Annotated in this window: 20 protein-coding genes; 5 read left to right on the top strand and 15 right to left on the bottom strand. The window is 38.4% G+C overall.

Annotated elements, in window-relative coordinates; genetic code table 11:
- The first annotated feature begins 177 nt into the window (after positions 1 to 177).
- The gene (locus FHY45_RS14570) at positions 178 to 1,248 is read left to right on the top strand and encodes an NAD(P)/FAD-dependent oxidoreductase (protein ID WP_066106563.1); all 1,071 of its coding nucleotides are present in this window, start codon (positions 178 to 180) and stop codon (positions 1,246 to 1,248) included.
- A 90-nt stretch (positions 1,249 to 1,338) separates the two neighbouring features.
- On the opposite strand, the gene FHY45_RS14565 is transcribed toward FHY45_RS14570, so the two are convergent.
- Positions 1,339 to 1,701 carry a YuzD family protein gene (locus FHY45_RS14565; protein WP_139892277.1) on the bottom strand — a complete coding sequence of 121 codons (363 nt, stop codon included), beginning with the start codon at positions 1,699 to 1,701 and terminating at the stop codon, positions 1,339 to 1,341.
- Positions 1,702 to 1,803: 102 nt separating this feature from the next.
- On the opposite strand from FHY45_RS14565, the gene FHY45_RS14560 reads away from it, so the two are divergent.
- Positions 1,804 to 2,040 (top strand): NifU family protein, encoded by a 237-nt coding sequence (locus tag FHY45_RS14560; protein WP_066106557.1) that lies wholly within the window; start codon positions 1,804 to 1,806, stop codon positions 2,038 to 2,040.
- A gap of 52 nt (positions 2,041 to 2,092) precedes the next feature.
- Here FHY45_RS14560 and thrB read toward each other — a convergent pair whose 3' ends face one another.
- From thrB to FHY45_RS14545, 3 genes are read right to left on the bottom strand one after another with little or no spacing between them, the layout of a single operon-like run.
- Positions 2,093 to 3,004 (bottom strand): homoserine kinase, encoded by a 912-nt coding sequence (thrB, locus tag FHY45_RS14555; protein WP_066106554.1) that lies wholly within the window; start codon positions 3,002 to 3,004, stop codon positions 2,093 to 2,095.
- A complete protein-coding gene (thrC, locus tag FHY45_RS14550) occupies positions 3,001 to 4,062 on the bottom strand; it encodes a threonine synthase (protein WP_066106550.1) in 1,062 nt (353 codons plus the stop codon). Before thrC ends, thrB begins: the two co-directional genes overlap by 4 nt.
- A 1-nt stretch (position 4,063) precedes the next feature.
- Positions 4,064 to 5,356 (bottom strand): homoserine dehydrogenase, encoded by a 1,293-nt coding sequence (locus FHY45_RS14545; RefSeq protein ID WP_180349984.1) that lies wholly within the window; start codon positions 5,354 to 5,356, stop codon positions 4,064 to 4,066.
- Between the two features lie 413 nt (positions 5,357 to 5,769).
- On the opposite strand from FHY45_RS14545, the gene FHY45_RS14540 reads away from it, so the two are divergent.
- Positions 5,770 to 6,267: a phosphatidylglycerophosphatase A family protein gene (locus FHY45_RS14540; RefSeq protein WP_066106546.1), complete on the top strand. Its 498-nt coding sequence runs from the start codon at positions 5,770 to 5,772 to the stop codon at positions 6,265 to 6,267.
- Between the two features lie 59 nt (positions 6,268 to 6,326).
- On the opposite strand, the gene FHY45_RS14535 is transcribed toward FHY45_RS14540, so the two are convergent.
- The 3 genes from FHY45_RS14535 to FHY45_RS14525 all read right to left on the bottom strand — a co-directional run bounded on the left by FHY45_RS14535 (position 6,327) and on the right by FHY45_RS14525 (position 9,347).
- Positions 6,327 to 7,091: a TIGR01457 family HAD-type hydrolase gene (locus FHY45_RS14535; protein ID WP_066106910.1), complete on the bottom strand. Its 765-nt coding sequence runs from the start codon at positions 7,089 to 7,091 to the stop codon at positions 6,327 to 6,329.
- A 499-nt stretch (positions 7,092 to 7,590) separates the two neighbouring features.
- Positions 7,591 to 8,040 (bottom strand): DUF86 domain-containing protein, encoded by a 450-nt coding sequence (locus tag FHY45_RS14530; protein WP_139892273.1) that lies wholly within the window; start codon positions 8,038 to 8,040, stop codon positions 7,591 to 7,593.
- Between the two features lie 50 nt (positions 8,041 to 8,090).
- A complete protein-coding gene (locus tag FHY45_RS14525; protein ID WP_180349983.1) occupies positions 8,091 to 9,347 on the bottom strand; it encodes an EAL domain-containing protein in 1,257 nt (418 codons plus the stop codon).
- A 232-nt stretch (positions 9,348 to 9,579) separates the two neighbouring features.
- Between FHY45_RS14525 and FHY45_RS14520 the strand changes: the two genes are divergently transcribed.
- Positions 9,580 to 9,846, top strand: coding sequence for a DUF3055 domain-containing protein (locus FHY45_RS14520; protein ID WP_066106537.1), 267 nt, complete (start codon positions 9,580 to 9,582; stop codon positions 9,844 to 9,846).
- 58 nt (positions 9,847 to 9,904) lie between these two features.
- Here the strand turns inward: FHY45_RS14520 and FHY45_RS14515 are convergent, their stop codons facing one another.
- Positions 9,905 to 10,180 (bottom strand): YutD family protein, encoded by a 276-nt coding sequence (locus FHY45_RS14515; RefSeq protein WP_066106535.1) that lies wholly within the window; start codon positions 10,178 to 10,180, stop codon positions 9,905 to 9,907.
- 242 nt (positions 10,181 to 10,422) lie between these two features.
- On the opposite strand from FHY45_RS14515, the gene FHY45_RS14510 reads away from it, so the two are divergent.
- Positions 10,423 to 11,415 (top strand): M23 family metallopeptidase, encoded by a 993-nt coding sequence (locus FHY45_RS14510; protein WP_066106532.1) that lies wholly within the window; start codon positions 10,423 to 10,425, stop codon positions 11,413 to 11,415.
- A gap of 61 nt (positions 11,416 to 11,476) precedes the next feature.
- Here FHY45_RS14510 and yunB read toward each other — a convergent pair whose 3' ends face one another.
- From yunB to adhE, 7 genes are all read right to left on the bottom strand, one after another.
- Positions 11,477 to 12,250, bottom strand: coding sequence for a sporulation protein YunB (yunB, locus tag FHY45_RS14505; RefSeq protein WP_066106530.1), 774 nt, complete (start codon positions 12,248 to 12,250; stop codon positions 11,477 to 11,479).
- 49 nt (positions 12,251 to 12,299) lie between these two features.
- Positions 12,300 to 13,412 (bottom strand): HD-GYP domain-containing protein, encoded by a 1,113-nt coding sequence (locus tag FHY45_RS14500; RefSeq protein ID WP_066106527.1) that lies wholly within the window; start codon positions 13,410 to 13,412, stop codon positions 12,300 to 12,302.
- A 180-nt stretch (positions 13,413 to 13,592) separates the two neighbouring features.
- Entirely contained in the window at positions 13,593 to 13,892 is a 300-nt protein-coding gene (locus FHY45_RS14495; protein ID WP_066106526.1) for a YunC family protein, read from the bottom strand.
- Positions 13,893 to 13,956: 64 nt separating this feature from the next.
- Entirely contained in the window at positions 13,957 to 15,324 is a 1,368-nt protein-coding gene (locus FHY45_RS14490; protein WP_066106523.1) for a bifunctional metallophosphatase/5'-nucleotidase, read from the bottom strand.
- A 10-nt stretch (positions 15,325 to 15,334) separates the two neighbouring features.
- Complete coding sequence (locus FHY45_RS14485) at positions 15,335 to 16,159, bottom strand: sulfite exporter TauE/SafE family protein (RefSeq protein ID WP_139892269.1); 825 nt, start codon at positions 16,157 to 16,159, stop codon at positions 15,335 to 15,337.
- A 250-nt stretch (positions 16,160 to 16,409) separates the two neighbouring features.
- Entirely contained in the window at positions 16,410 to 17,255 is an 846-nt protein-coding gene (locus FHY45_RS14480; protein WP_066106517.1) for a DUF72 domain-containing protein, read from the bottom strand.
- A gap of 140 nt (positions 17,256 to 17,395) precedes the next feature.
- The gene (adhE, locus tag FHY45_RS14475) at positions 17,396 to 19,999 is read right to left on the bottom strand and encodes a bifunctional acetaldehyde-CoA/alcohol dehydrogenase (RefSeq protein ID WP_066106514.1); all 2,604 of its coding nucleotides are present in this window, start codon (positions 19,997 to 19,999) and stop codon (positions 17,396 to 17,398) included.
- Positions 20,000 to 20,358 lie beyond the last annotated feature (359 nt).

The following is a 20,358-nucleotide window of genomic DNA, read 5'->3' as shown; positions in this document are numbered from 1 at the left end:
AAATTATACACAATTCAGTTGTTATTTTTTCCTATTTTCGATATACTTTGTATGGAATTTTACAATATTGACATCTATTATAATAATTTAATATTTTTATAGCACTACTTTGAATTTAGTATTCTAGCATAGTTTAAAATTAGAAAATTGTATCCCAACAAAGGAGTCGTCATTTCTATGAAAAACTTAGTCATCCTCGGTGGTGGGTATGGTGGTATGAGAATACTTAACAAGCTCACTGATCATCATTTTCCCGCAGATATTCATGTTACTTTGGTCGATCGAATTCCTTATCATTGTTTAAAAACTGAATTTTATGCGCTTGCCGCTGGTTCCATTTCTGACCACACTATTCGTGTATCATTTCCTCAGCACGAAAGAATTCAATACAAGTACGGTGAAGTATCCTCTATCGATTTATCAAATAAGAAAGTTCTATTAAAAGATCAGGAACCGCTTACATATGATGAACTGATTATCGGCCTGGGCTGTGAGGACAATTATCATAATGTGCCTGGAGCCGCAGAATATACCTATAGCATACAGTCTATTGATAAATCTCGCAGTACCTATCAAGCACTGAATAACCTCGGACCAGGTAAAGTAGTTGCCATCATTGGCGGAGGATTAAGCGGAATTGAACTAGCTAGTGAATTGATTGAAGGACGCCCGGATTTAAATATTAAGCTTTTTGACCGTAATGACCATATTTTATCAGCATTTCCTAAAAAACTTAGTAATTATGTGGAAAGCTGGTTTCATGAACATCGTGTAGACTTAGTCCCAAATAGTAATATTACTAAGATAGAACCTAACCTGCTTTATAATGGTGACGTTTCCATTCCATGTGATGCCATTGTTTGGACCGCTGGCATTCAGCCAGTACAGCCAGTCAGAGAACTGCCTGTTGAAAAAGACAGCGGTAACAAAATAAAACTGACAGTCCAGCACACCATCCCAGGCTATCCAGATGTATTTGTCATTGGAGATTGCGCAAGCCTTGGACATGCCCCAAGTGCGCAATTGGCAGAGGGGCAAGGTGAACAAATTTATCAGGTACTGGTTAAAAAATGGGCCGGAGAACCGCTCCCAGAATCCTTCCCTCCAATTAAACTGAAGGGAATTCTAGGATCCCTTGGTAAAAAACATGGTTTCGGACTAATGTCTGAACGTACTATTATTACTGGCAGAATGGCGCGGCTGTTAAAGTCAGGGGTTTTGTGGATGTACAAGTATCATAATGGATAATAGGACCCTATGTTGATGGTTCGAATATATCGATTATTAAAAAACAAGCTTGCAGACCCTAAAAGTAGGCTGCAAGCTTTATCCAAATAATTATTCACTTTTATATCCGTAATCTCGTAAAGCTTCAGTTATTACCTTTAATCGAGGGCTTCCTTCTCCGACTACTTTCCCGTCCAAGATGACTAAAGGATAAAAATATTCTCCTTCGGCAACTTTCTCAGCTATTTCTTTAATTTTCGGATCTTCTGGTGGGTTAAAAATATCGATGTATGTGATCGTTAATGGGTGACTTGGGAATTTTCTCGATAAGGCAGCCTGCAGCCATTCATATGTTTCTTTTGATGATGGCATTCCAACACAGCTTGCACATATTTGTGTGGCTCCGTATACATATAAATTTGCAACCGTCACCTGTTTTCCCCCTATTTTATCGCTTTTCTTTTCATCATACATAAATTTAATATAGGAAACAAATTTTAACTATAAGCTAAGGAATGTAGATAGCTTTTTTAAGGTAAAATCATTATAATATGATTAGGAAAGGAGTCGATAGCCATGGCAGAACAAGAATTATTTGGGCAAGTTCAGGAAGTACTAGATAAATTACGTCCATTTCTTCTTCGCGACGGCGGCGACTGTGAGCTAGTTGATGTGGATGATGGAATTGTAAAATTACGTCTTTTAGGGGCTTGCGGAAGCTGTCCCAGCTCCACAATCACATTGAAAGCTGGCATCGAACGTGCACTTCTTGAAGAAGTTCCAGGCGTTGTTGAAGTTGAACAAGTTTTCTAATGATCAAAACACAAATAGCAGCGATTCCCCAATTATAGGGGAATCGCTGTTTTTAATTTAAATCCGTCAGTTGTATAATAGAACCCGTATTGACCATTGGAATATGAAGGATATTCATTTCAGGAAACTCTCCTTTAAGACGTTCACAAATAAGTGGAACAGAATGTGAAGGAGCTAAAGAAAAAATGGTTGGCCCGGCACCGCTGATTGAACTGCCATAAGCTCCTTCCTCTTTTGCTAAACGTTTAATTCTAGAATAGTGAGGCATTAACTCACTTCGATACTTTTCATGGAAATCATCTCTTTCCATCATCTCTCCAACCAGTTTCCAATCATTTGTAGCAGCAGCGGCTACCAAAATGTTCGCTGCAGCACTTGAAGAAACAGCTTGAGAATGGGACAGATGAGTTGGCAATACTTCACGTGCTCTTTCAGTGTTCAACTCAAACGGAGGAATCGTTACAATTGCCCCGACATCCCCAATCGGTAATGATACAAGGGTTGATTCACAATCATTATGAATGCCGACAATCATGCCACCGTAAATGGATGCACCCACATTATCTGGATGCCCTTCCTCTAAACTCGCAAATCTTAGTTTTTCTTCCTTGCTCAAATTCAGATTACAAAAGACATTGGCAAGCTCAAGTCCCGCTACAATTGCTGACGCACTGCTGCCCAGACCTCTTGCCAACGGTATTTCACTTTTCACCATCAATCTGCAGACCGGCATTTCTGCCCCAAAATAGGCTGCAGCTTTCTTAGCCATACGAACAATAAAATTACTTTCATCCGAAGGAGTTTTCTTTAATTCATCCGATTTGATAATAACCATCCATTCATCTGATGGCATTGCTTCTATCGTCAAATACAAGCCCAGTGCGATTCCAATTGAGTCAAATCCCGGTCCCAGATTGGCTGTACTTGCCGGTATTTTAATACGCAACATGTCAGGCTGGTTCATGATGAGACTACACCGCCAAAGCATCTTACCAATTCTTCTTCATCGTTTTCAATAACAGTTGGTTGTATTTGACTGTACTCCACAGCCGTATTTGGGTCTTTAAGCCCGTTACCGGTTAATACTGCGACAACTGTTTGTCCCTTCTTTATTTCTCCTGTTTGCAATTGTTTATAGATACCTGCAATGGAAGCACAGGAAGCTGGTTCGGCAAATATTCCTTCTTTTCTGGCTAATAACTGATAAGCCTTGATAATATCATCATCATTGATTTCATCTATTTTTCCGTTTGATTCCTTTACCGCCTCAACGGCATATTCCCAACTGGCCGGATTTCCGATACGAATCGCAGTGGCTATGGTTTCTGGTTGTTCGAACACCCGATTATGTACAATCGCAGCCGCACCTTCCGCTTCGAAGCCTCTCATTTCCGGAAGCCCACTCTGGCATTGCTCATGATATTCCTTAAACCCTTTCCAATACGCTGTAATATTACCGGCATTTCCAACCGGTATTGCGAGCACATCAGGGGCCTTACCCAATTGTTTACATATCTCAAAAGCAGCCGTTTTTTGCCCTTCAATTCTGTAAGGATTCACCGAATTGACAAGTGTGATGGGAAATTTGGCACTGATGGAGCGGACCATAGCCAATGCCTGATCGAAGTTCCCTTTAATGGCATAGATTTCGGCTCCATACATAACTGCCTGAGCTAACTTACCCATGGCAATTTTCCCATCAGGAATAACAACAATGCAGCGTAGCCCGGATCGGGCTGCGTAGGCTGCAGCTGCAGCGGATGTATTGCCGGTTGAAGCACATATAATCGTATCACTGCCTTCTTCTATGGCTTTTGCTACTGCCATCACCATTCCCCGATCTTTAAAGGAGCCTGTTGGATTGGCACCTTCATATTTAACATATAAATCAATCCCCAACTCCTTTGAAAGATTATGACAGCGAATTAACGGCGTATTCCCCTCCAACAGACTTAAATTCGGGGTCTGGTTATTCACCGGTAAAAATTCTTTAAATTCCTGCAGTAACCCATTCCAGCTCATTCTATGCTCCCCCTTCAACTCGATACGTACTTTTTATGGAGTAAACTTTTTCATTGGTTTCCAGCTCACGCAATACGTTTTCAAAATTAGCCACTGGAGCCTTATGTGATACAAGTACAATTTCCGATAATTCGTTGACCTTAATTGGCAGCTGCATGATTTTCTCAAAGCTTATTCCATGGTTAGCAAAAATAGCAGTTAGCTGTGCAAAAACACCAACTTCATCCTTCACATGAATCCGCAGAAAAAATTTGCTATTAATTTCTTCATTCGTTTTTAATTTTTTATCAAATTGAGGTATAACTGCACTTCGCCCATTTACATCCAGCCTCATATTTTTCATGATGGCAACAAGATCCGATACTACTGCTGTTGCTGTTGGCAGACTGCCGGCTCCAGGTCCGTAAAACATGGTCTCACCAACTGCCTCCCCATATACATACACCGCATTATATTCGTCATTTACGGTAGCAAGAGGATGTTCCTCCGGTAAAAGGGTGGGCTGGACGCTCACCTCCACTTTATTTTCGGTTCGATTGGCAAACCCAAGCAGCTTCATAGTGTATCCAAGCCTTTTGCAGAGCGCTAGGTCCGCATCAGAAACAGTTGTAATCCCCTGTACCTTCACATCTTCCAATCCAATATTCATTGAAAAGCCCAAGGTTGCCAGAATCGCCATCTTTCTTGCTGCATCTAAGCCTTCTACATCGGCAGTTGGATCTGCTTCAGCAAAGCCAAGATCCTGTGCTTCTTTTAACGCTTCCTGATAAGAGACTTTTTCCTTGGTCATTTTCGTCATAATATAATTCGTAGTACCATTTACAATGCCCATTATTTTTGTAATATGATCTGATGCAAGTCCATCTACCAAGCTTCGTAAAATAGGGATTCCCCCAGCTACACTTGCCTCATAAAATAAATCACAGCCATTCTCTGAAGCAGTACGCAATAAATCCGGTCCATAGACTGCCATCAGATCTTTATTAGCTGTTACTATATGTTTTTTATTATTTAAAGCCTGCATCAGCAACAAGTAAGTATCTTCCACACCGCCTATTACCTCAATAACGATATCTATTTCAGGATCAGAGATGATGTCTGTTGCGGAAGTCGTTATAAGTTCGGATGATACATCCATTGCTCTATCTTTATATTTATCTTTAACAAGGATTCTTTTAATCTCTACCGGGCAACCAACCTGATGCATCAGTTTTTCCTGGTGATTCTGAATGATTTGTACCACACCTGTTCCGACAGTTCCCAGTCCCAGTAATCCAATTGTAATTGGTTTCACCCTATCTCCCCCTTTTTGTCTACCACAAAAATACATTTGTTTATGTATAGAAGACATTATAAATATAAACATAACCGTTTACAATATTAAATTAATTAAAAATTAAAATAATTTTACCCTACCGTTCTATTATACACAATATTCTAAAAATATATTTGAACCATAAGCAAAGTAAATTCTTCTCCGCATACTAAATGGGTGTCTTCTTATGGCTGCAAATTTTATTCAGCAAATAATCACCTCTTATTAGCATGCTTACTAAGATATAAAAAGAAGAATATTTCATAATTAAAGCGATATGGATTTTACAAAGATTGCAAGGATAGATGATTAGCCGATAAGGAAGAAGGCCTTTTAATATGCTCATCAACCACTATTTGTACGTATTATAAATGGAAGTCGGTGTACACTTAATGAAAGATAAATCAATTGATAAAACGGAACAGACTGCAAGACAATGGCTAATGGATCGCGGTGTATCGGTAAAAGATATCGGTGAATTAGTTATGTATCTCCAGCATAAATACCATGATGATTTGCAATTGGAAGATTGTATTTACAACGTGGAACGCGTACTTTCAAAACGCGAGGTTCAAAATGCCATTTTAACCGGCATTCAATTAGATATGTTAGCTGAAAAGGGCTTATTGGAGGAACCAATACAATCCATTATTGGTGTCGATGAAGGTTTGTATGGCGTGGATGAGATTCTTGCATTAAGCATTGTTAATGTATATGGCTCCATTGGCTTTACCAACTATGGATATGTAGATAAACTTAAGCCCGGTATCCTGAAGCGATTAAATGATAAATCAACCGGAGAATGTCATACCTTTCTAGATGATATTGTCGGCGCCATCGCAGCTGCTGCCTCTAGCCGGCTGGCACACCGTATTGAAAACGTGGAGTAAAATCATTAAAGAAGGCTCACACTCGAGAATTAATCATGAGTTGTGAGCCTTTTTTTAGATTAAATAGTCCATTGATCCAATGAATCAATTGTATAAGTTGGCTTGCGGTCATAGCCTTTTAAATGTTCTCTGGTCGTAACACCAGTATGAACAAGCAATGTATCAACCCCAGCATTCATACCAGCCATAATATCCGTATCATAGTTATCTCCAACCATCAACGTCTCTTCTTTAGAGACACCCAGCACCTTCATCGCCTGTTCCATAATGATTGATTCAGGCTTCCCGATAAATATAGGCTCCGTTTGAGTAGACACAGTAACAACAGAAGTTAATGATCCATTACCTGGTAAGAGCCCTCTCTCAGTTGGAATGGCAATATCAGCATTGGTAGAAATGAATGTTGCTCCATTACGGACTGCAAGACAGGCAACCGATAATTTTTCATATGTAATTCCACGATCAATTCCAGTAATCACAAAATCAGCATCTTCATTCTTAAAGGTAAATCCTTTTTCTTTACAGGCTTCAATGATACCGTCTTCCCCAATAATGAAAACAGATGCATCTTGTTTTTTCTCATATATATAATTTGCTGTAGCCATACTTGTTGTAAAAACTTGTTCCCCTGTAGCAGGAATGTCAAATTGGCGCAGCTTTTCAGCTACCTGCTCAGGAGTACGTGATGAATTATTCGTTACAAATAAATAAGGAATCTCTTGTCTTTTTAGTTCCTGCACAAAATGGACAGCCTCCAAAATTCGTTCTGTTCCCTTATACATTGTTCCATCTAAATCAATTAAATAACCTTTATACTTTTTCATACGCATTGTTCTCTCCTGGACGTGTTAGATTTACTTCATTTACTTTACCACAGTAGCATTCAATCGAAAAGCGGAAGCCCGTCTAATTATCTCCTGATGCTAATTAGGACATACCCAAGTAGTTTAATCCTCTTTTTCTACTTTTAAGCCTTCTATTTGGCCAATTAACTTCCTATAAAATTCCGAACGAATGGAAAATCCACCGAACTCCTCATGTGTAGTACAGGTGAACCATGCAAAATTGTTCAAGTATTTCTTGTTTATAAGTTAATTCTTTCCGTGTTACAAAATAGAATGTGTCCGAGTAATCACATAAGACTTCTAATAATTGCTGATAAGTATTACCTACAGGATTTTCAGTTAAGTTCCAGATTTCCATCATAGCACCTTCTTTTATCAGGGTATTTAAAATTCAAAAGTACCCAAAATGTCTAACTCAAACGATTATCACAATCATTAAAAAAACGATAAGCATATTGGCTCATCGTTTATGTACGTATCATTTATCATATGGTTTAAAAGCTGTTACGACACCTAATTCAGTTTCAATATAGCTTCTTATACATGCAGGGAATTGTTGAATAGTGTTCAAATTTTCATATACTGCTTTTTGCAGTTGCTCGTGATGAATAGCTGTGTAGGCTTGCACGAGTTCTTTCCTGTATGGGAGCAATGTTTTTAAATCAATCTCCATCGCTGAATCAATCACTTTTTCATCCAGCAGGATATCGATTATGTCTTCATAGCTGCCTGGATCTCTCATAATAAAACCATCTATCATTGAATTCCCTACATCCAGAACGGCATCAATGATGGTTTGAAAGATACGCTCTAATGCCAGTTTCTCAATAGTCGACTCAGTCCATTCTCCTTTACTTTTCAGAAGATTTGTCTGAGTTTCTAAATAAAGCAGTTTATCCTCAATTGCTTCTCGATCTACGAAGTACATCCTGTATTCCTCCTCATCAATCTCACCACATATACTATCCATTTTTAAGCTTAAATGGTTGCTAATGAAAGTTCAAGAAATTGGGGTCTCCCATAAAAATAACCCTGAGCAAGGTCTACCTTATTCCGTACCATCACCATAGCCTCATCTTCATTTTCTATTCCTTCTGCAACAACAAGAGAACCCGTTTCTTTAGCAATGAGCAGCAGACCCTTAAGCATAGATTCTTTCACACGGTTTGAATGAATATTTTGTATAACTGTACGATCGATTTTTATGATATCCGGCAATACTTCTCCTATAATATGCAAACTTGCATAGCCAGCTCCTGTATCATCAATAGCTATTCTAATTCCAAGTGAACGTAAATAGCTGACATTTGATCTTAATAGATGAACTCCTTCAATCGAATCTCTCTCGGTTATTTCAAACACTACCACGGATGGTTCAATCTCATATTTTTTTAATAACATCTCTACATGGCCAGGAAAATTACGTTCTCCCATTGTTATTGGTGTAAAATTGATATAGATATCACCCTCTATATCCGTCATTTGGATGTGTTGAAATACCTTTTCCAACACAATCATTTCAAGAGTAAACAATCTGCCAGTTTGTTTAGCGACTGCAAATAACGTTAACGGATTTTCAAGCTTCGTTCCGGACGGTCCTCTTGATAGCATTTCCCATGCTTTAACCTTACCCGTTTCTACTTCTAAGATAGCCTGTGACATCAAGCGAATCGATTTATCATGGATAATACCAGTAAGCTGATGAATCATATCATTATAATCTGGCTCCACCTCATTACGAGCCATGGAATGAGCTAAAACAAAGGCCCGATTAACCGTTGTTTCAATATTTATATAGGTCCGGTCACAGTACATATATCCACGTCCGATTGTAAGCTCAATTGGCGAATATCTATATATGTCAGATTCCTGTACTGACTGGTGTATATTCCCTATTATATTATCCAACTGGTCAGTTCCTGGTGTGCACAAAGGACTCCTTACATACAAGACAATGCTATCCTGATTAAAATCTTGTACTCCCATAATATTTGTTCTGTAAATATATTTTTTAATAGCTATTTCAAATTCTTTTTTTAAATCATGAAAGAAGGAGTAATAGGCTTGCTCACCAGCCATTTCCTTTAATTCATCCATTTTGCTAATATGAAATACAACAATTGCAATTTCACCTTGATTTCCAAATGCTTTTTTTATCCTTGATACAATTGGGTTTCTTATTGTAAATTTCGGAGGATAGAACAGAAGTCTCGAATCAAGAAGAAAAATGGACATCCACTTACTCCATTTTGTTCCTCCATTATAGGAATGAACCATATTACACAATCCTCTCACAAAAGCATAGTTGGGATTTAACATTAGAGCCTTAAACTTTCAGTATATTCCTATTATATCCTTTTTTTAAAATTTTTTGTTGAAAAATGTTAGAATAAGACTAGAAGTCTCCAGTATAAAAACCATAGGATTTAGAAGAATCAAATGATAATAACAAAATGGAGGAACCCATATGTCCGAGCGATTTTTTCTTTACGATGACACGTATGATACAAAAACTAGATTTGTCAGTTTCATGGGTGAAAACAGCAGAATTGACCTAGCTTTAACCAGAACCGATCGTTTCTATGGAAAAACACTTGTGTTGGATATGCAAGGGAACCGTTTCGCCATTATTGGACCAGACGATTTAGAGGAGCCCGGCTATTTGGAATATGCTTTTTCTATAACGAGTGATGAGGCATTGGAGTGGAAAAAATTCTTAGACGAGGTCATTTAACTCTGCACAGCGGTTAAAATAATAGCCCCTCAATTACGAAGAATTGGGGGCTTTTCACTCACTTTTTAGTTTTCTTTAAAATAAAGTACGAACAGCCAAAGTTACAGTATTCATACAGATATTCTTTGATGGTACTTATTTTATTATCGTAGGATGCTTTCTGATTCTGGTCATCAAAAAACCCTTTAAGGCGAAGTTGTCCATATCCCCAGTCCCCAAGTATATAGTCATAACGGTTCAATATCTCACTAAAACGGCTTTTAAAGGTCTCTTCATTAAACCCGTCTCCATGTTCTTCTACAATCTCATATTGAGTGTTATTAATGGTAATCATTTGTTCACCTCTTACTCATTTATTCCGTAATTTGTTTCCTTATTATATCATTCCCCACATATAACCATGAAGTTTTTTATTTATGATGTGGATTTCTCTAGCCCTCCATTTTCTTTATCCATGTTTACCTACTGTTATTATAATGAGCTACCTTACAGATTTTACAATCACTTTCCAATTTCCTACTAAAATAATCATCCTCATTTATCGGTATACTAACGAACAGTAAAGGAGTGTTCCAAATGTTCTATCGTATATTGATTCTATTCATTCTGGCAGCTTATATCTCCCCCTGCATACCTGTGCAAGCATCAGCCAGTCAAGATGAGCAGCAACTATTAAAAAAACGGATGGAAATGTACAAACGTGTAGAAGACTCCACCCAACTCCCTTGGTACTATATAGCTGCTTTTGATCAATATGAACGAAGTATCAGATTGGCTCGAAAAGACCTATCGGACCCAAATACACTTGGTATTCTAATTCCAGCAGATAAGTGGACCGGAATCTCAAATCCAAATACCAAAGACACTAACCCTTTAACCATTTCTTTTTTTGGTGGCATGGGGATTGATGGTGATCAAGATGGTAAAGCAGATCCCTTTAATGAATATGATCAATTAGCTGCGATAAATCAATATTTACTATCCTATGGAGTAGATAAAGATAACTTCCGTATCGGTATATGGGAATACTATAAAAGAGATCGAGCAGTAAGTATTATTATGAGCAATGCTCAATTATTTAAAAAACATCAAACCATTGATTTGCAGAAAAAAGCTTTTCCTGTTCCACTTGGCAGCCATTATACATATACAAGCACATGGGGAGTTGCCCGTGGCTGGGGTGGCCGTCGTTCTCATGAAGGTACAGATATTTTTGCAGGCTATGGTGTACCCGTAAGATCCACCTGTTATGGAATTATAGAGCTAAAGGGGTGGAATAAATTTGGCGGGTGGAGAATTGGCATTCGTGATATCAATAACACCTATCATTATTTTGCACATCTAAATGGATTTGCAAAAGGGATTGAGGTTGGTCAATTAGTTGAACCAGGCACTCTCCTTGGAGGTGTTGGCAGCTCTGGATATGGTCCCCCCGGTACATCTGGAAAATTCCCTCCTCATCTTCATTATGGGATGTATAAAGAAAACGGCCGCACTGAATGGTCCTTTAATCCATATCCGTATTTAAAGCTTTGGGAAAGAGCTGAAAAAGCCGCGAAGGCAAAGTAAACTAGAAAGGCTTGGGTCCTGTATAAAACAAGATTCAAGCCTTTTTCTATTGAACAGACCCCTATTTTGCAGGTAGTTGGATAGCAGGGGATCCCCCTGTCCCACTCCCATTGAAATAAGTAGGAACATGACCGGACACGACTCTCATTCCCATTGGAATAGTGGTTTTAATCTTCGTCGGCTTTGAAGCAAATGGGATAATAACCTGGGCATGAACTTCAACCTCTAAATAGACCTTAATCAGGGCGTTATTGATTCCGTATGGCTCCAGGGTCGTTTTGACATCACTTTGTATATCACTGATTGTTTCCATTTCCACCGGGATTTTTGGACCAAGATTACCAAGCAAGGCATTATTCGTTGCTTTCCCGAGCGGAACCTCATGTATAATTCCCTTTGAACCATTTTCCTTCACCCTTACTCGATCCTTCAGATAGTCAAAGGATGATAAATTACCATTTTCTATTTCACTTAATTGATTTTGGATAAGCAAAGAGGTTTCCGAACGGATTCTATTAATAATTTCTGTGTTAAACTGGATTCCATCCACAGCTATATCGTCTCCCTGCTTGGGTATATCTGTAATAATTTTGTCCATATCATTATGTGTGGAAAGAGTTTCTTTAATTGCTTGATTAATAACCAAGCTGGTAAGTTTTTTCGTTTCAGATTCTGCATAACGCATCAATGTAGGTTCAATAGCCGCATTCACGATCCAAAGACTGATTAGGCTCGTTCCCATAAAGAACAAAAATGTTATAAGAAGGACATGCTTAACCGGCAAGGGACCCCGCATAATAGATCGTTTCCTTTTAATCCGTTTACGTCTATACATAAAAAATCCCCTCCTTACAAGTATACCTATGCTTGTAAGAAGAGGTTTATTAGCTTAATTTCATTGTATGATTGCTGAAGGTTGTATCACATTTTTTAATGGTTACATCCAGCTGTATTTTCAAATCAACTTCATATCTAAATGGGAGCTGCTCACCATTTCTTTCATACACTTCTATGACAGGGCGATCACTGTAGCCTGCATTCTGCCTAGATACGATTCCTTTTCGTCCATCATTTAATTCAACAGTGATGCCGACTGGATAAATGGCAATCGACCTCTTGAATGCATCCACAATCTCCCGATCAAATTTAGTACCTGTACCTGCATACAACAGTTCCAGAGCTTCACTTGGCAGCATCGCTTCCCGATACACACGTTTAGATGTAACAGCATCAAAAACATCTGCTACAGCAATAATTTTAGCCATGTATAAAATTTCATTGTTTTTTAGTCCTCGAGGATACCCGCTGCCATCAAGCCGTTCATGATGCTGATATGCACAATGAGCCACGAGCAATGAAAGATTGTGGACCTGTCTGAGTATATGGAATCCTTCTTCCGAATGCCGTTTAATAATTTGGAACTCACTTTCCAGAAGTTTTCCTGGTTTAAAGAGGATTTCCTCCGGAACGGCCATTTTCCCTACATCATGCAGGATTGAACCAAGTCCCAATGTTCTTAATACATCTGGCTTTAATTTTAATTCCAAGCCGATGGCCAGTGAATATAGTGCGACATTTAAGGAGTGATTAAAAACATAACTATCAAAGGTATAGATATCAGAAATAATATGAAATAAATCCTGATGCCCTTTTAATTCGGCTGTCAGTTGATCAACTAGCTTTGACATGGTCAATGCAGCATTTTCTATGACTATACTTTTAGATTGCTTGACTTCATTCTTCATATTATCAAAGGTATCTTTAATTGTTACAATAGCTCCTCTTCGGATTTTATCTGAAATAATATCCTCAGGAATTATATGACTGGTTTCTATATCATCAATATAAACATATGGAATATTGTATTTCTGCAGCCGTTTAATCTGCCAATCTGTAATTTGCACACCTTTATGCAACAGGGTACGCCCCTTGATATCAACGATTGGCTTTCCTAAAACAGCACCCGAAGTTAAATAAGCTGTCTGAACGATTCTCATTTTTATACCTCTGTTTAGGAAAAGATTTAATGTCTATAATTTGACATCTTATCCTATATTATAACAGATTAACCTAAAATTATTTTCAAATTTTGGAATATATTATAAAAAATTGTTTGTTAATCACACTATTCCATTAGTTCGTTAACATAAAAAAAGAGCACCCCTTTAGGAGTTGCTCTACATAAATTGAATTGCATCTTTTCCAAGCATTCCTGGAACAATCCCTCTTCTTTTGGCTTCTTCCGTTACTGATTCGAGCGGAGCATTCAATAATTCCTCTAGGGTACGTACCCCTACCGCTCTTCCGGCAATAATCCTACGTTCGTTGAGCCTTTCATTCAATAATCCAATATCCAGTGCTCCGCACATAATATATCCCTTCTGTCCGGCAATTGCCAGTAGAGATGTCTTTGGAAGCTGTACACTCACACCCTTATATAATTTACCGTCTATTTCAAAGGGCACAAATTCAATCATGAGCACCACCCCTTATTCCAGTACCATTCATAAAGTATATGGCTGCTCACCCTAAAACATGCCGTTAAGATGCAAGCTGCGCTAATTTCCAGGCAAGAATATCTCTAAGAAATTCTGGCATCAAATAGGTTTTGTTCTCAACCTCTCTGACTTCCGGAAAAAGATGGCCAAACGTAAACATATCAGGAATGGCCACCCTGTACAGCTCCTGTGTATTAATTTGTTTACCATTATGTAACCAACAGCTCTGATTATCCCTATCTATCAATTGAACACCGTCATAAACAAATGATCCCATTATTTTCCCCCTAAAGCCAAGACCCTTTACTTGCAGATGAGGCCAGTCGGGATTACGAGTCAGATTTAAAATTTGTATTAATTTTTCTCCTGTAATGGTTAATATACATGGATTAATTGGGTGAGGACAAATTTTGTGGATATCATATTTAGTCACATCTTTAGCATCCAAACCATCCAATAGTAGACCTGAATTTAATAAGGCGATGTCCACTTCACACCATTCCTTCACCCCTTGGCAAAGTAATTTAGAAAGATCTGAATCATGAAACCAGTCAGTTTTTAACGGCTGTTCTAGAGTTAGTATCGTTTCATTGAGAGTTGTCTTTCCGATTTCATACAGTTTATCTGCCATCAACTGATCTGCTACCGTTAATCCATCCGATCGCATATCTACAAGACCGGCCCGTGTAGAAATAAATCCTTCATCTATTGTTACTTCTGCATGACCGACGTACATTCCATATTTACCTGCACAACATAAAAGAGTTTGGTTAATCCTTTTTCCACTATGCAAAATATGATGAGTATGCCCTCCAATAATCAGAGAAATTTCCGGATGTTTGGCTGCGATAACCTCATCACTTGGTAAGCCTAAGTGAGATAATAAAATTATAATATCTGCTTTTCCCTTTAATTCATTTATAATACGTTCGACCTCATAAAATGGATCTGTGATGGACCACCCTAGGAGATGATACAATTCAGTAAATGGAGCTGTTACGCCAAAAAAAGCAATACGCCTTCCTTTAGGCGTTACCCTAATATAATATGGCAAAGCCCAGCTAGGTCTGCTTCCATCAGGTTTATAAAGATTGGCAACGGTAACTGGAAATTCGGCTTCCTCATATAAATGATCCAATTCATCATGGGGTAATGTAATTCCCTCGTTATTGCCAATCGTTGCACCGTTTATGCCCGCTTCATTTAATAATTGAATATTTCCTTTTCCCATTGTACCTTCCGTAAAAGGATGAAATCGGTCAACATGATCACCTATATCGAGCTTAAACACAATATCTCCGGCTTCCTCATATGCCGCCTGCTGATTATTCATATATGTTACAATTTTATTCCAATGCTCAAAATGACTATGTATATCATTTATATGAAACAAATGAATTGTTTCCTTCATATTCCCACCTCTAAATTAACGCTTGTACCCCTTCCCAGATCAATTTTATGCCAACTACTACCAGCATGATTCTGAGTGCGATGACCAAGGTTGTACTTTTCATTTTCGTATTTACAAAGGCACCCAATTTTGCTCCAATATATCCACCCGGTATTAGTGCCAATGCATAAAGCCAATTGACATGGCCTTGAAAAATGTGGCTAATGGATCCAATAATGGAAGAGAAGAATATTAACAACATCGATGTCCCGACAGCGACATGGGGAGGAAAATGGAACGCAATCAACATAACCGGTACCATCAAAGAGCCTCCGCCTATCCCAAATAACGAAGAGAGAAAGCCGACCGCAAAAGAGGCCAATATGGCGCTACTTTTTTTGTAACCATATTGATGCTCACGCCCTTCCTTATCTATGTATGTACGTGTAACCATCCCGTTGAAATTCTTCTTTTTTGGCTTCAGTTTATTTCTGACCATAAGGAGAAAGGACATGAAAACCATAAGGATTCCAAACAGGATATTAAAGGCATCCACATTTAAATAGGAATTGGCCCATCCTCCAATCAAACTGCCTGGCGCAATCCCAATCAAAAATAAATATGCACTTTTATAGTCCACAGTCTTCTGCTTTAAATAAGCAAGAGTAGAAGACAGCCCCGTAAAAATCAGGGTAAACAGAGAAGTACCCACTGCCATTTGGGGGCTGAGGGCACCGAGGATTCCACCTGATAAAAATAATAGAATCGGAACGATGATAATACCTCCGCCCAATCCAACAAGGGAACCGAAAAAGCCGGCAGCTAACCCCACAATTATTAATAAAATATAACTCATATAATCCGCCTTCCAATGATTTAGTAATAAAGAGACAAAGCTGCTTGATTATAGCTCATCGGTTGTTTATATCATTAATAACACCTCGACGTTATTGCAGAGAAAAATCGTCCAGGCGTATCTGCCTAATAAATCCTTGCGATGTTCCTTCCAACCGCTGGAGGCTTTTAACTTGATTCAGTCGAAGTTTGAACTCCTACTGATTTATCTCACGACCTAATCGAGGTGGGGAGACTTCTGCTGAATCAAGTTAAAACAAATCCATTTGTCTCGGATTTAAATCTTGATAGCTTATCCCGAGCATTTGTTGAAATTCCTTTGCGTTACCAGCGGCGTCTCCACCGGAATTATTGTTAAATAAGACAATAATATCCCTTGTATCCTTTGCTAACTCCTGGATTCTCATTCTCCATTCAAGCAGTTCTTCTTCATTGTATTTATATAAATATCGAACTTCCCGCCAATTTGCATCATTCGGTTTATTCCAGCCATACACATTTCTTCCATGCATCCGCACAAGTGTAACTTCAGAATCGGTTGCAACTGGTACTGTCGGGATTGAACCCTCGCCTGCTTGCGGTTCATCCACAATTGAATGAATCCACCCTTCTTCTTTCATAAAAGACAAGGTTGCTTCACGATATTTCTCACTAAACCATGATTGATTTCTGAATTCCAAGGCCACCTTACAATCGCCCATCATTTCCTTGCAATACCTTAAATAACTGACGTTTTCTTTTTTACAATCAAACCATGGGGGAAATTGAAACAAAACCAAGGCCAGCTTATTCGCGTTACTGTACGGCTTTAAGGAATCCTTAAAAGCATGGAACATGTCTTTTTTTGATTTAAAAGGGATATCGCCACGCTGATGGCCCGTCATTCCTTGATAGGCTTTAACTATAAATTTAAAAGAATCAGGTGTCTCTTTAACCCATTTCTCAGCGTTCCTAATCGGCTGTACCGCATAAAAGGAGGCATCAACTTCCACTACCGGAAAATGGCTACTGTACTCAGCCAGCTTATCTTTAGGCTTAATAGTTGAAGGATAAAGGGTATCATGATCACCCCAACCGGTTACACCAATATAAATCATAAAGGATCCCCCTCCTACGTCATATAATAGCATATGAATACAGATCCTTGGTGATTGGTGCTCCTTTGTTTTGGAGGACTACATTTAATCCTATATACAAAAAAGACGGCACATTTCATGCCGTCTTTTTTACCAGATAATTAAACTCCTTTGTACGCTTCTCTTAAGATTTCTTCCAGTTCACTGATTAGAGGTAATTTTGGATTGGCAGTTGTACATTGGTCTTCAAATGCACGCTCTGCTAATATTTTTACATTTTCCTCAAATCTTTCTTGAGTTATTCCTTGTCCTTTAATGCTCATATCGATTTCCAATGATTTACCCAGCTCAGTGACAGCCTCTATTAATGACTGAACCCCTTCTTCAGTTGTGCTTGCAGGTAGTCCCAGTATTCTGGCTATTTGAGCATATCGCTCATCCGCACAGTAGTATTCATATTTAGGGAAGAGCGCATGTTTTCTTGGACGAATGGCATTGTAACGAATAACATGCGGCATAAGAATTGCATTAGAGCGGCCATGCGGGATATGGAATTCAGCTCCAATCTTATGTGCTAGGCTGTGATTAATACCCAGGAAGGCATTGGAGAAGGCCATCCCTGCCATACAGGATGCATTATGCATTTTCTCACGAGCTTCCTCATTCGCTCCGTCATGGTACGCTGTTTTTAAATTATTAAAGACTAGTTCAATAGCTTTTAAGGCTAAACCATCTGTATAATCATTTGCCATTACAGACACATAAGCCTCAATGGCATGTGTTAAAACGTCCATCCCTGTATCAGCTGTGATATTTTTAGGAACAGTCATGACAAACTGGGAATCCAGGATTGCTACATCCGGTGTTAAGGCATAGTCAGCCAGCGGATACTTTACATTCGTTTCTTTATCCGTAATAACCGCAAATGGCGTTACTTCAGAACCAGTACCGGAGGTGGTCGGGATGGCAACAAATTGGGCTTTTTCACCTAAGTCAGGATATTTATACGTACGTTTCCTGATATCAATGAATTTTTGTTTAATGTTAAAGAATGATGTTTCCGGTTGTTCATAGAATAACCACATGCCCTTCGCTGCATCCAGCGCAGAACCACCGCCCAGAGCGACAATTACATCCGGCTCAAAGCTATGCATTAATTTAGCACCCTTGAATACTGTTTCATCAGATGGATCCGGTTCAACATCCGCAAACATTTCGATTGCTTCAATCCCTTTATTTTTCCATAAATATTCTTTAACAATATCAACATAACCAAGGCTTACCATGCCTGGATCCGTTACAATAAAGGCACGTTTGATTCTTCTCATTTTTGCTAGATACTGTGTGGAATACTTCTCAAAATAAATTTTTGGCGGCAATTTAAACCATTGCATATTATTACGACGCTGTGTCATCATCTTCACGTTAATCAAGTGAGTAGCTGATACATTTTCAGAAACTGAGTTATTTCCATAAGAGCCACAACCAAGTGTTAAAGATGGAATGAAGGCATTATAGATGTCACCAATTCCTCCTTGAGCAGATGGGGAATTTACAATAATACGACATGCTTTCATTTTTATTCCGTATTCCCGTTGGATTTGTTCATTGGTGCTATGAATAACGGCCGAGTGTCCAAGACCACCTAAGTTCAGCATATCCATACATGCACCAAAGCCCTCTTCCGTAGATTTAACACGGATACACGCCAATACCGGACTTAATTTTTCACGAGATAAAGGATATTGTGGACCTGCACCATCAATTTCGGCAATTATTATTTTGGTATGCTCAGGTACTTTAATTCCAGCCATTTCAGCTATCTCATTAGCAGATTTTCCAACAATATGAGCATTAACGGCACATGATTTTTCATCAATAACAAGACGTTCAAGTTTCTTTAATTCTTTATCATTTACAAAATAGCAGTTATTTTTTATAAACTCTTGTTTAACTTCTTCATAGATCTGATCATCTACAATAATAGCTTGCTCAGAGGCACAGATCATGCCGTTATCAAAAGACTTCGATAAAATAACATCATTGACTGCACGTTTTACTTTAGCTGACTTTTCAATATAACAAGGTACGTTACCAGGACCTACACCTAGTGCCGGCTTACCTGTAGAATAAGCTGATTTAACCATTCCTGCTCCGCCTGTCGCAAGCACTAATGCGATATCTTTATGATTCATTAATTGCTTTGTAGCTTCAATGGATGGGTGCTCAATCCATTGAATACATCCTTTAGGAGCACCTGCAGCTACGGCAGCATCATGCAGGACTTGCGCCGCCTTCTTGGAGCATTCTTGTGCTGATGGATGGAAAGCAAATATAATTGGGTTACGTGTCTTAATAGATATTAAAGCTTTAAACATAGTAGTCGAAGTAGGATTCGTAACTGGTGTGACACCTGCAACAATTCCGACAGGCTCTGCAATCTCCATGACACCTGTTTGTTGATCTTCACGAATGACACCAACCGTTTTATCGTATTTAATACTGTGCCAAATATATTCCGTTGCAAACATGTTTTTAGTACATTTATCTTCGTAAATCCCTCTGCCAGTCTCTTCCACCGCCATTTTAGCTAAAAGCATGTGTTGATCAAGACCGGCAATTGCCATTTGATGAACAATCTCATCGATTTTTTCTTGATCAAATGTCTCAAATGTACGCAGGGCCGATTTTCCATTTTCGATTAACTCTTCAATCATCTCAGATACCTTAAGGACTTCTTCTATTTTTTCTTCTTTAACAGCCATTTCAATTTCCTCCTTATAGAAAACTTAGCATTGGTCGTAAATAGTCCCACAGGGATAAAATACGTCCCTATTAGTGAAAAAAATTACTGAACATCCTATCTGACAATTTAATTTTATCAGATTATTTAAAATCAGTCTGTAAACAATTTGTGAACACCTTCACCTTACAGATAGTGAAATACTTCACATACTTATTATATGCCTGCTTTATGTATTTGTCTAACTGTAGTCATTATTTTTTGAATTTAAGTCCTTTGTCATAGATCCACTTCTATCGGATTGACAGAGAAGTCTTTATATTGACAAAATAATAAACTCAAGTAAAGTAATTCTTAAATAGAACTGAAGGGAGAATGATT

The organism is Bacillus sp. D386, assembly GCF_006346415.1.
The sequence above is the reverse complement of the archived record's forward strand: the minus strand, read 5'-3'. Positions and strand labels throughout refer to the sequence as shown.

Bases quoted from the DNA above. Each gene is read 5' to 3' on its own strand.
- FHY45_RS14570 (WP_066106563.1), top strand. From the start codon at position 178: ATGAAAAACTTAGTCATCCTCGGTGGTGGGTATGGTGGTATGAGAATA.
- FHY45_RS14565 (WP_139892277.1), bottom strand. From the start codon at position 1,701: ATGTATGATGAAAAGAAAAGCGATAAAATAGGGGGAAAACAGGTGACG.
- FHY45_RS14560 (WP_066106557.1), top strand. From the start codon at position 1,804: ATGGCAGAACAAGAATTATTTGGGCAAGTTCAGGAAGTACTAGATAAA.
- thrB (WP_066106554.1), bottom strand. From the start codon at position 3,004: ATGAACCAGCCTGACATGTTGCGTATTAAAATACCGGCAAGTACAGCC.
- thrC (WP_066106550.1), bottom strand. From the start codon at position 4,062: ATGAGCTGGAATGGGTTACTGCAGGAATTTAAAGAATTTTTACCGGTG.
- FHY45_RS14540 (WP_066106546.1), top strand. From the start codon at position 5,770: ATGAAAGATAAATCAATTGATAAAACGGAACAGACTGCAAGACAATGG.
- FHY45_RS14535 (WP_066106910.1), bottom strand. From the start codon at position 7,091: ATGAAAAAGTATAAAGGTTATTTAATTGATTTAGATGGAACAATGTAT.
- FHY45_RS14530 (WP_139892273.1), bottom strand. From the start codon at position 8,040: ATGTACTTCGTAGATCGAGAAGCAATTGAGGATAAACTGCTTTATTTA.
- FHY45_RS14525 (WP_180349983.1), bottom strand. From the start codon at position 9,347: ATGTCCATTTTTCTTCTTGATTCGAGACTTCTGTTCTATCCTCCGAAA.
- FHY45_RS14520 (WP_066106537.1), top strand. From the start codon at position 9,580: ATGTCCGAGCGATTTTTTCTTTACGATGACACGTATGATACAAAAACT.
- FHY45_RS14515 (WP_066106535.1), bottom strand. From the start codon at position 10,180: ATGATTACCATTAATAACACTCAATATGAGATTGTAGAAGAACATGGA.
- FHY45_RS14510 (WP_066106532.1), top strand. From the start codon at position 10,423: ATGTTCTATCGTATATTGATTCTATTCATTCTGGCAGCTTATATCTCC.
- yunB (WP_066106530.1), bottom strand. From the start codon at position 12,250: ATGTATAGACGTAAACGGATTAAAAGGAAACGATCTATTATGCGGGGT.
- FHY45_RS14500 (WP_066106527.1), bottom strand. From the start codon at position 13,412: ATGAGAATCGTTCAGACAGCTTATTTAACTTCGGGTGCTGTTTTAGGA.
- FHY45_RS14495 (WP_066106526.1), bottom strand. From the start codon at position 13,892: ATGATTGAATTTGTGCCCTTTGAAATAGACGGTAAATTATATAAGGGT.
- FHY45_RS14490 (WP_066106523.1), bottom strand. From the start codon at position 15,324: ATGAAGGAAACAATTCATTTGTTTCATATAAATGATATACATAGTCAT.
- FHY45_RS14485 (WP_139892269.1), bottom strand. From the start codon at position 16,159: ATGAGTTATATTTTATTAATAATTGTGGGGTTAGCTGCCGGCTTTTTC.
- FHY45_RS14480 (WP_066106517.1), bottom strand. From the start codon at position 17,255: ATGATTTATATTGGTGTAACCGGTTGGGGTGATCATGATACCCTTTAT.
- adhE (WP_066106514.1), bottom strand. From the start codon at position 19,999: ATGGCTGTTAAAGAAGAAAAAATAGAAGAAGTCCTTAAGGTATCTGAG.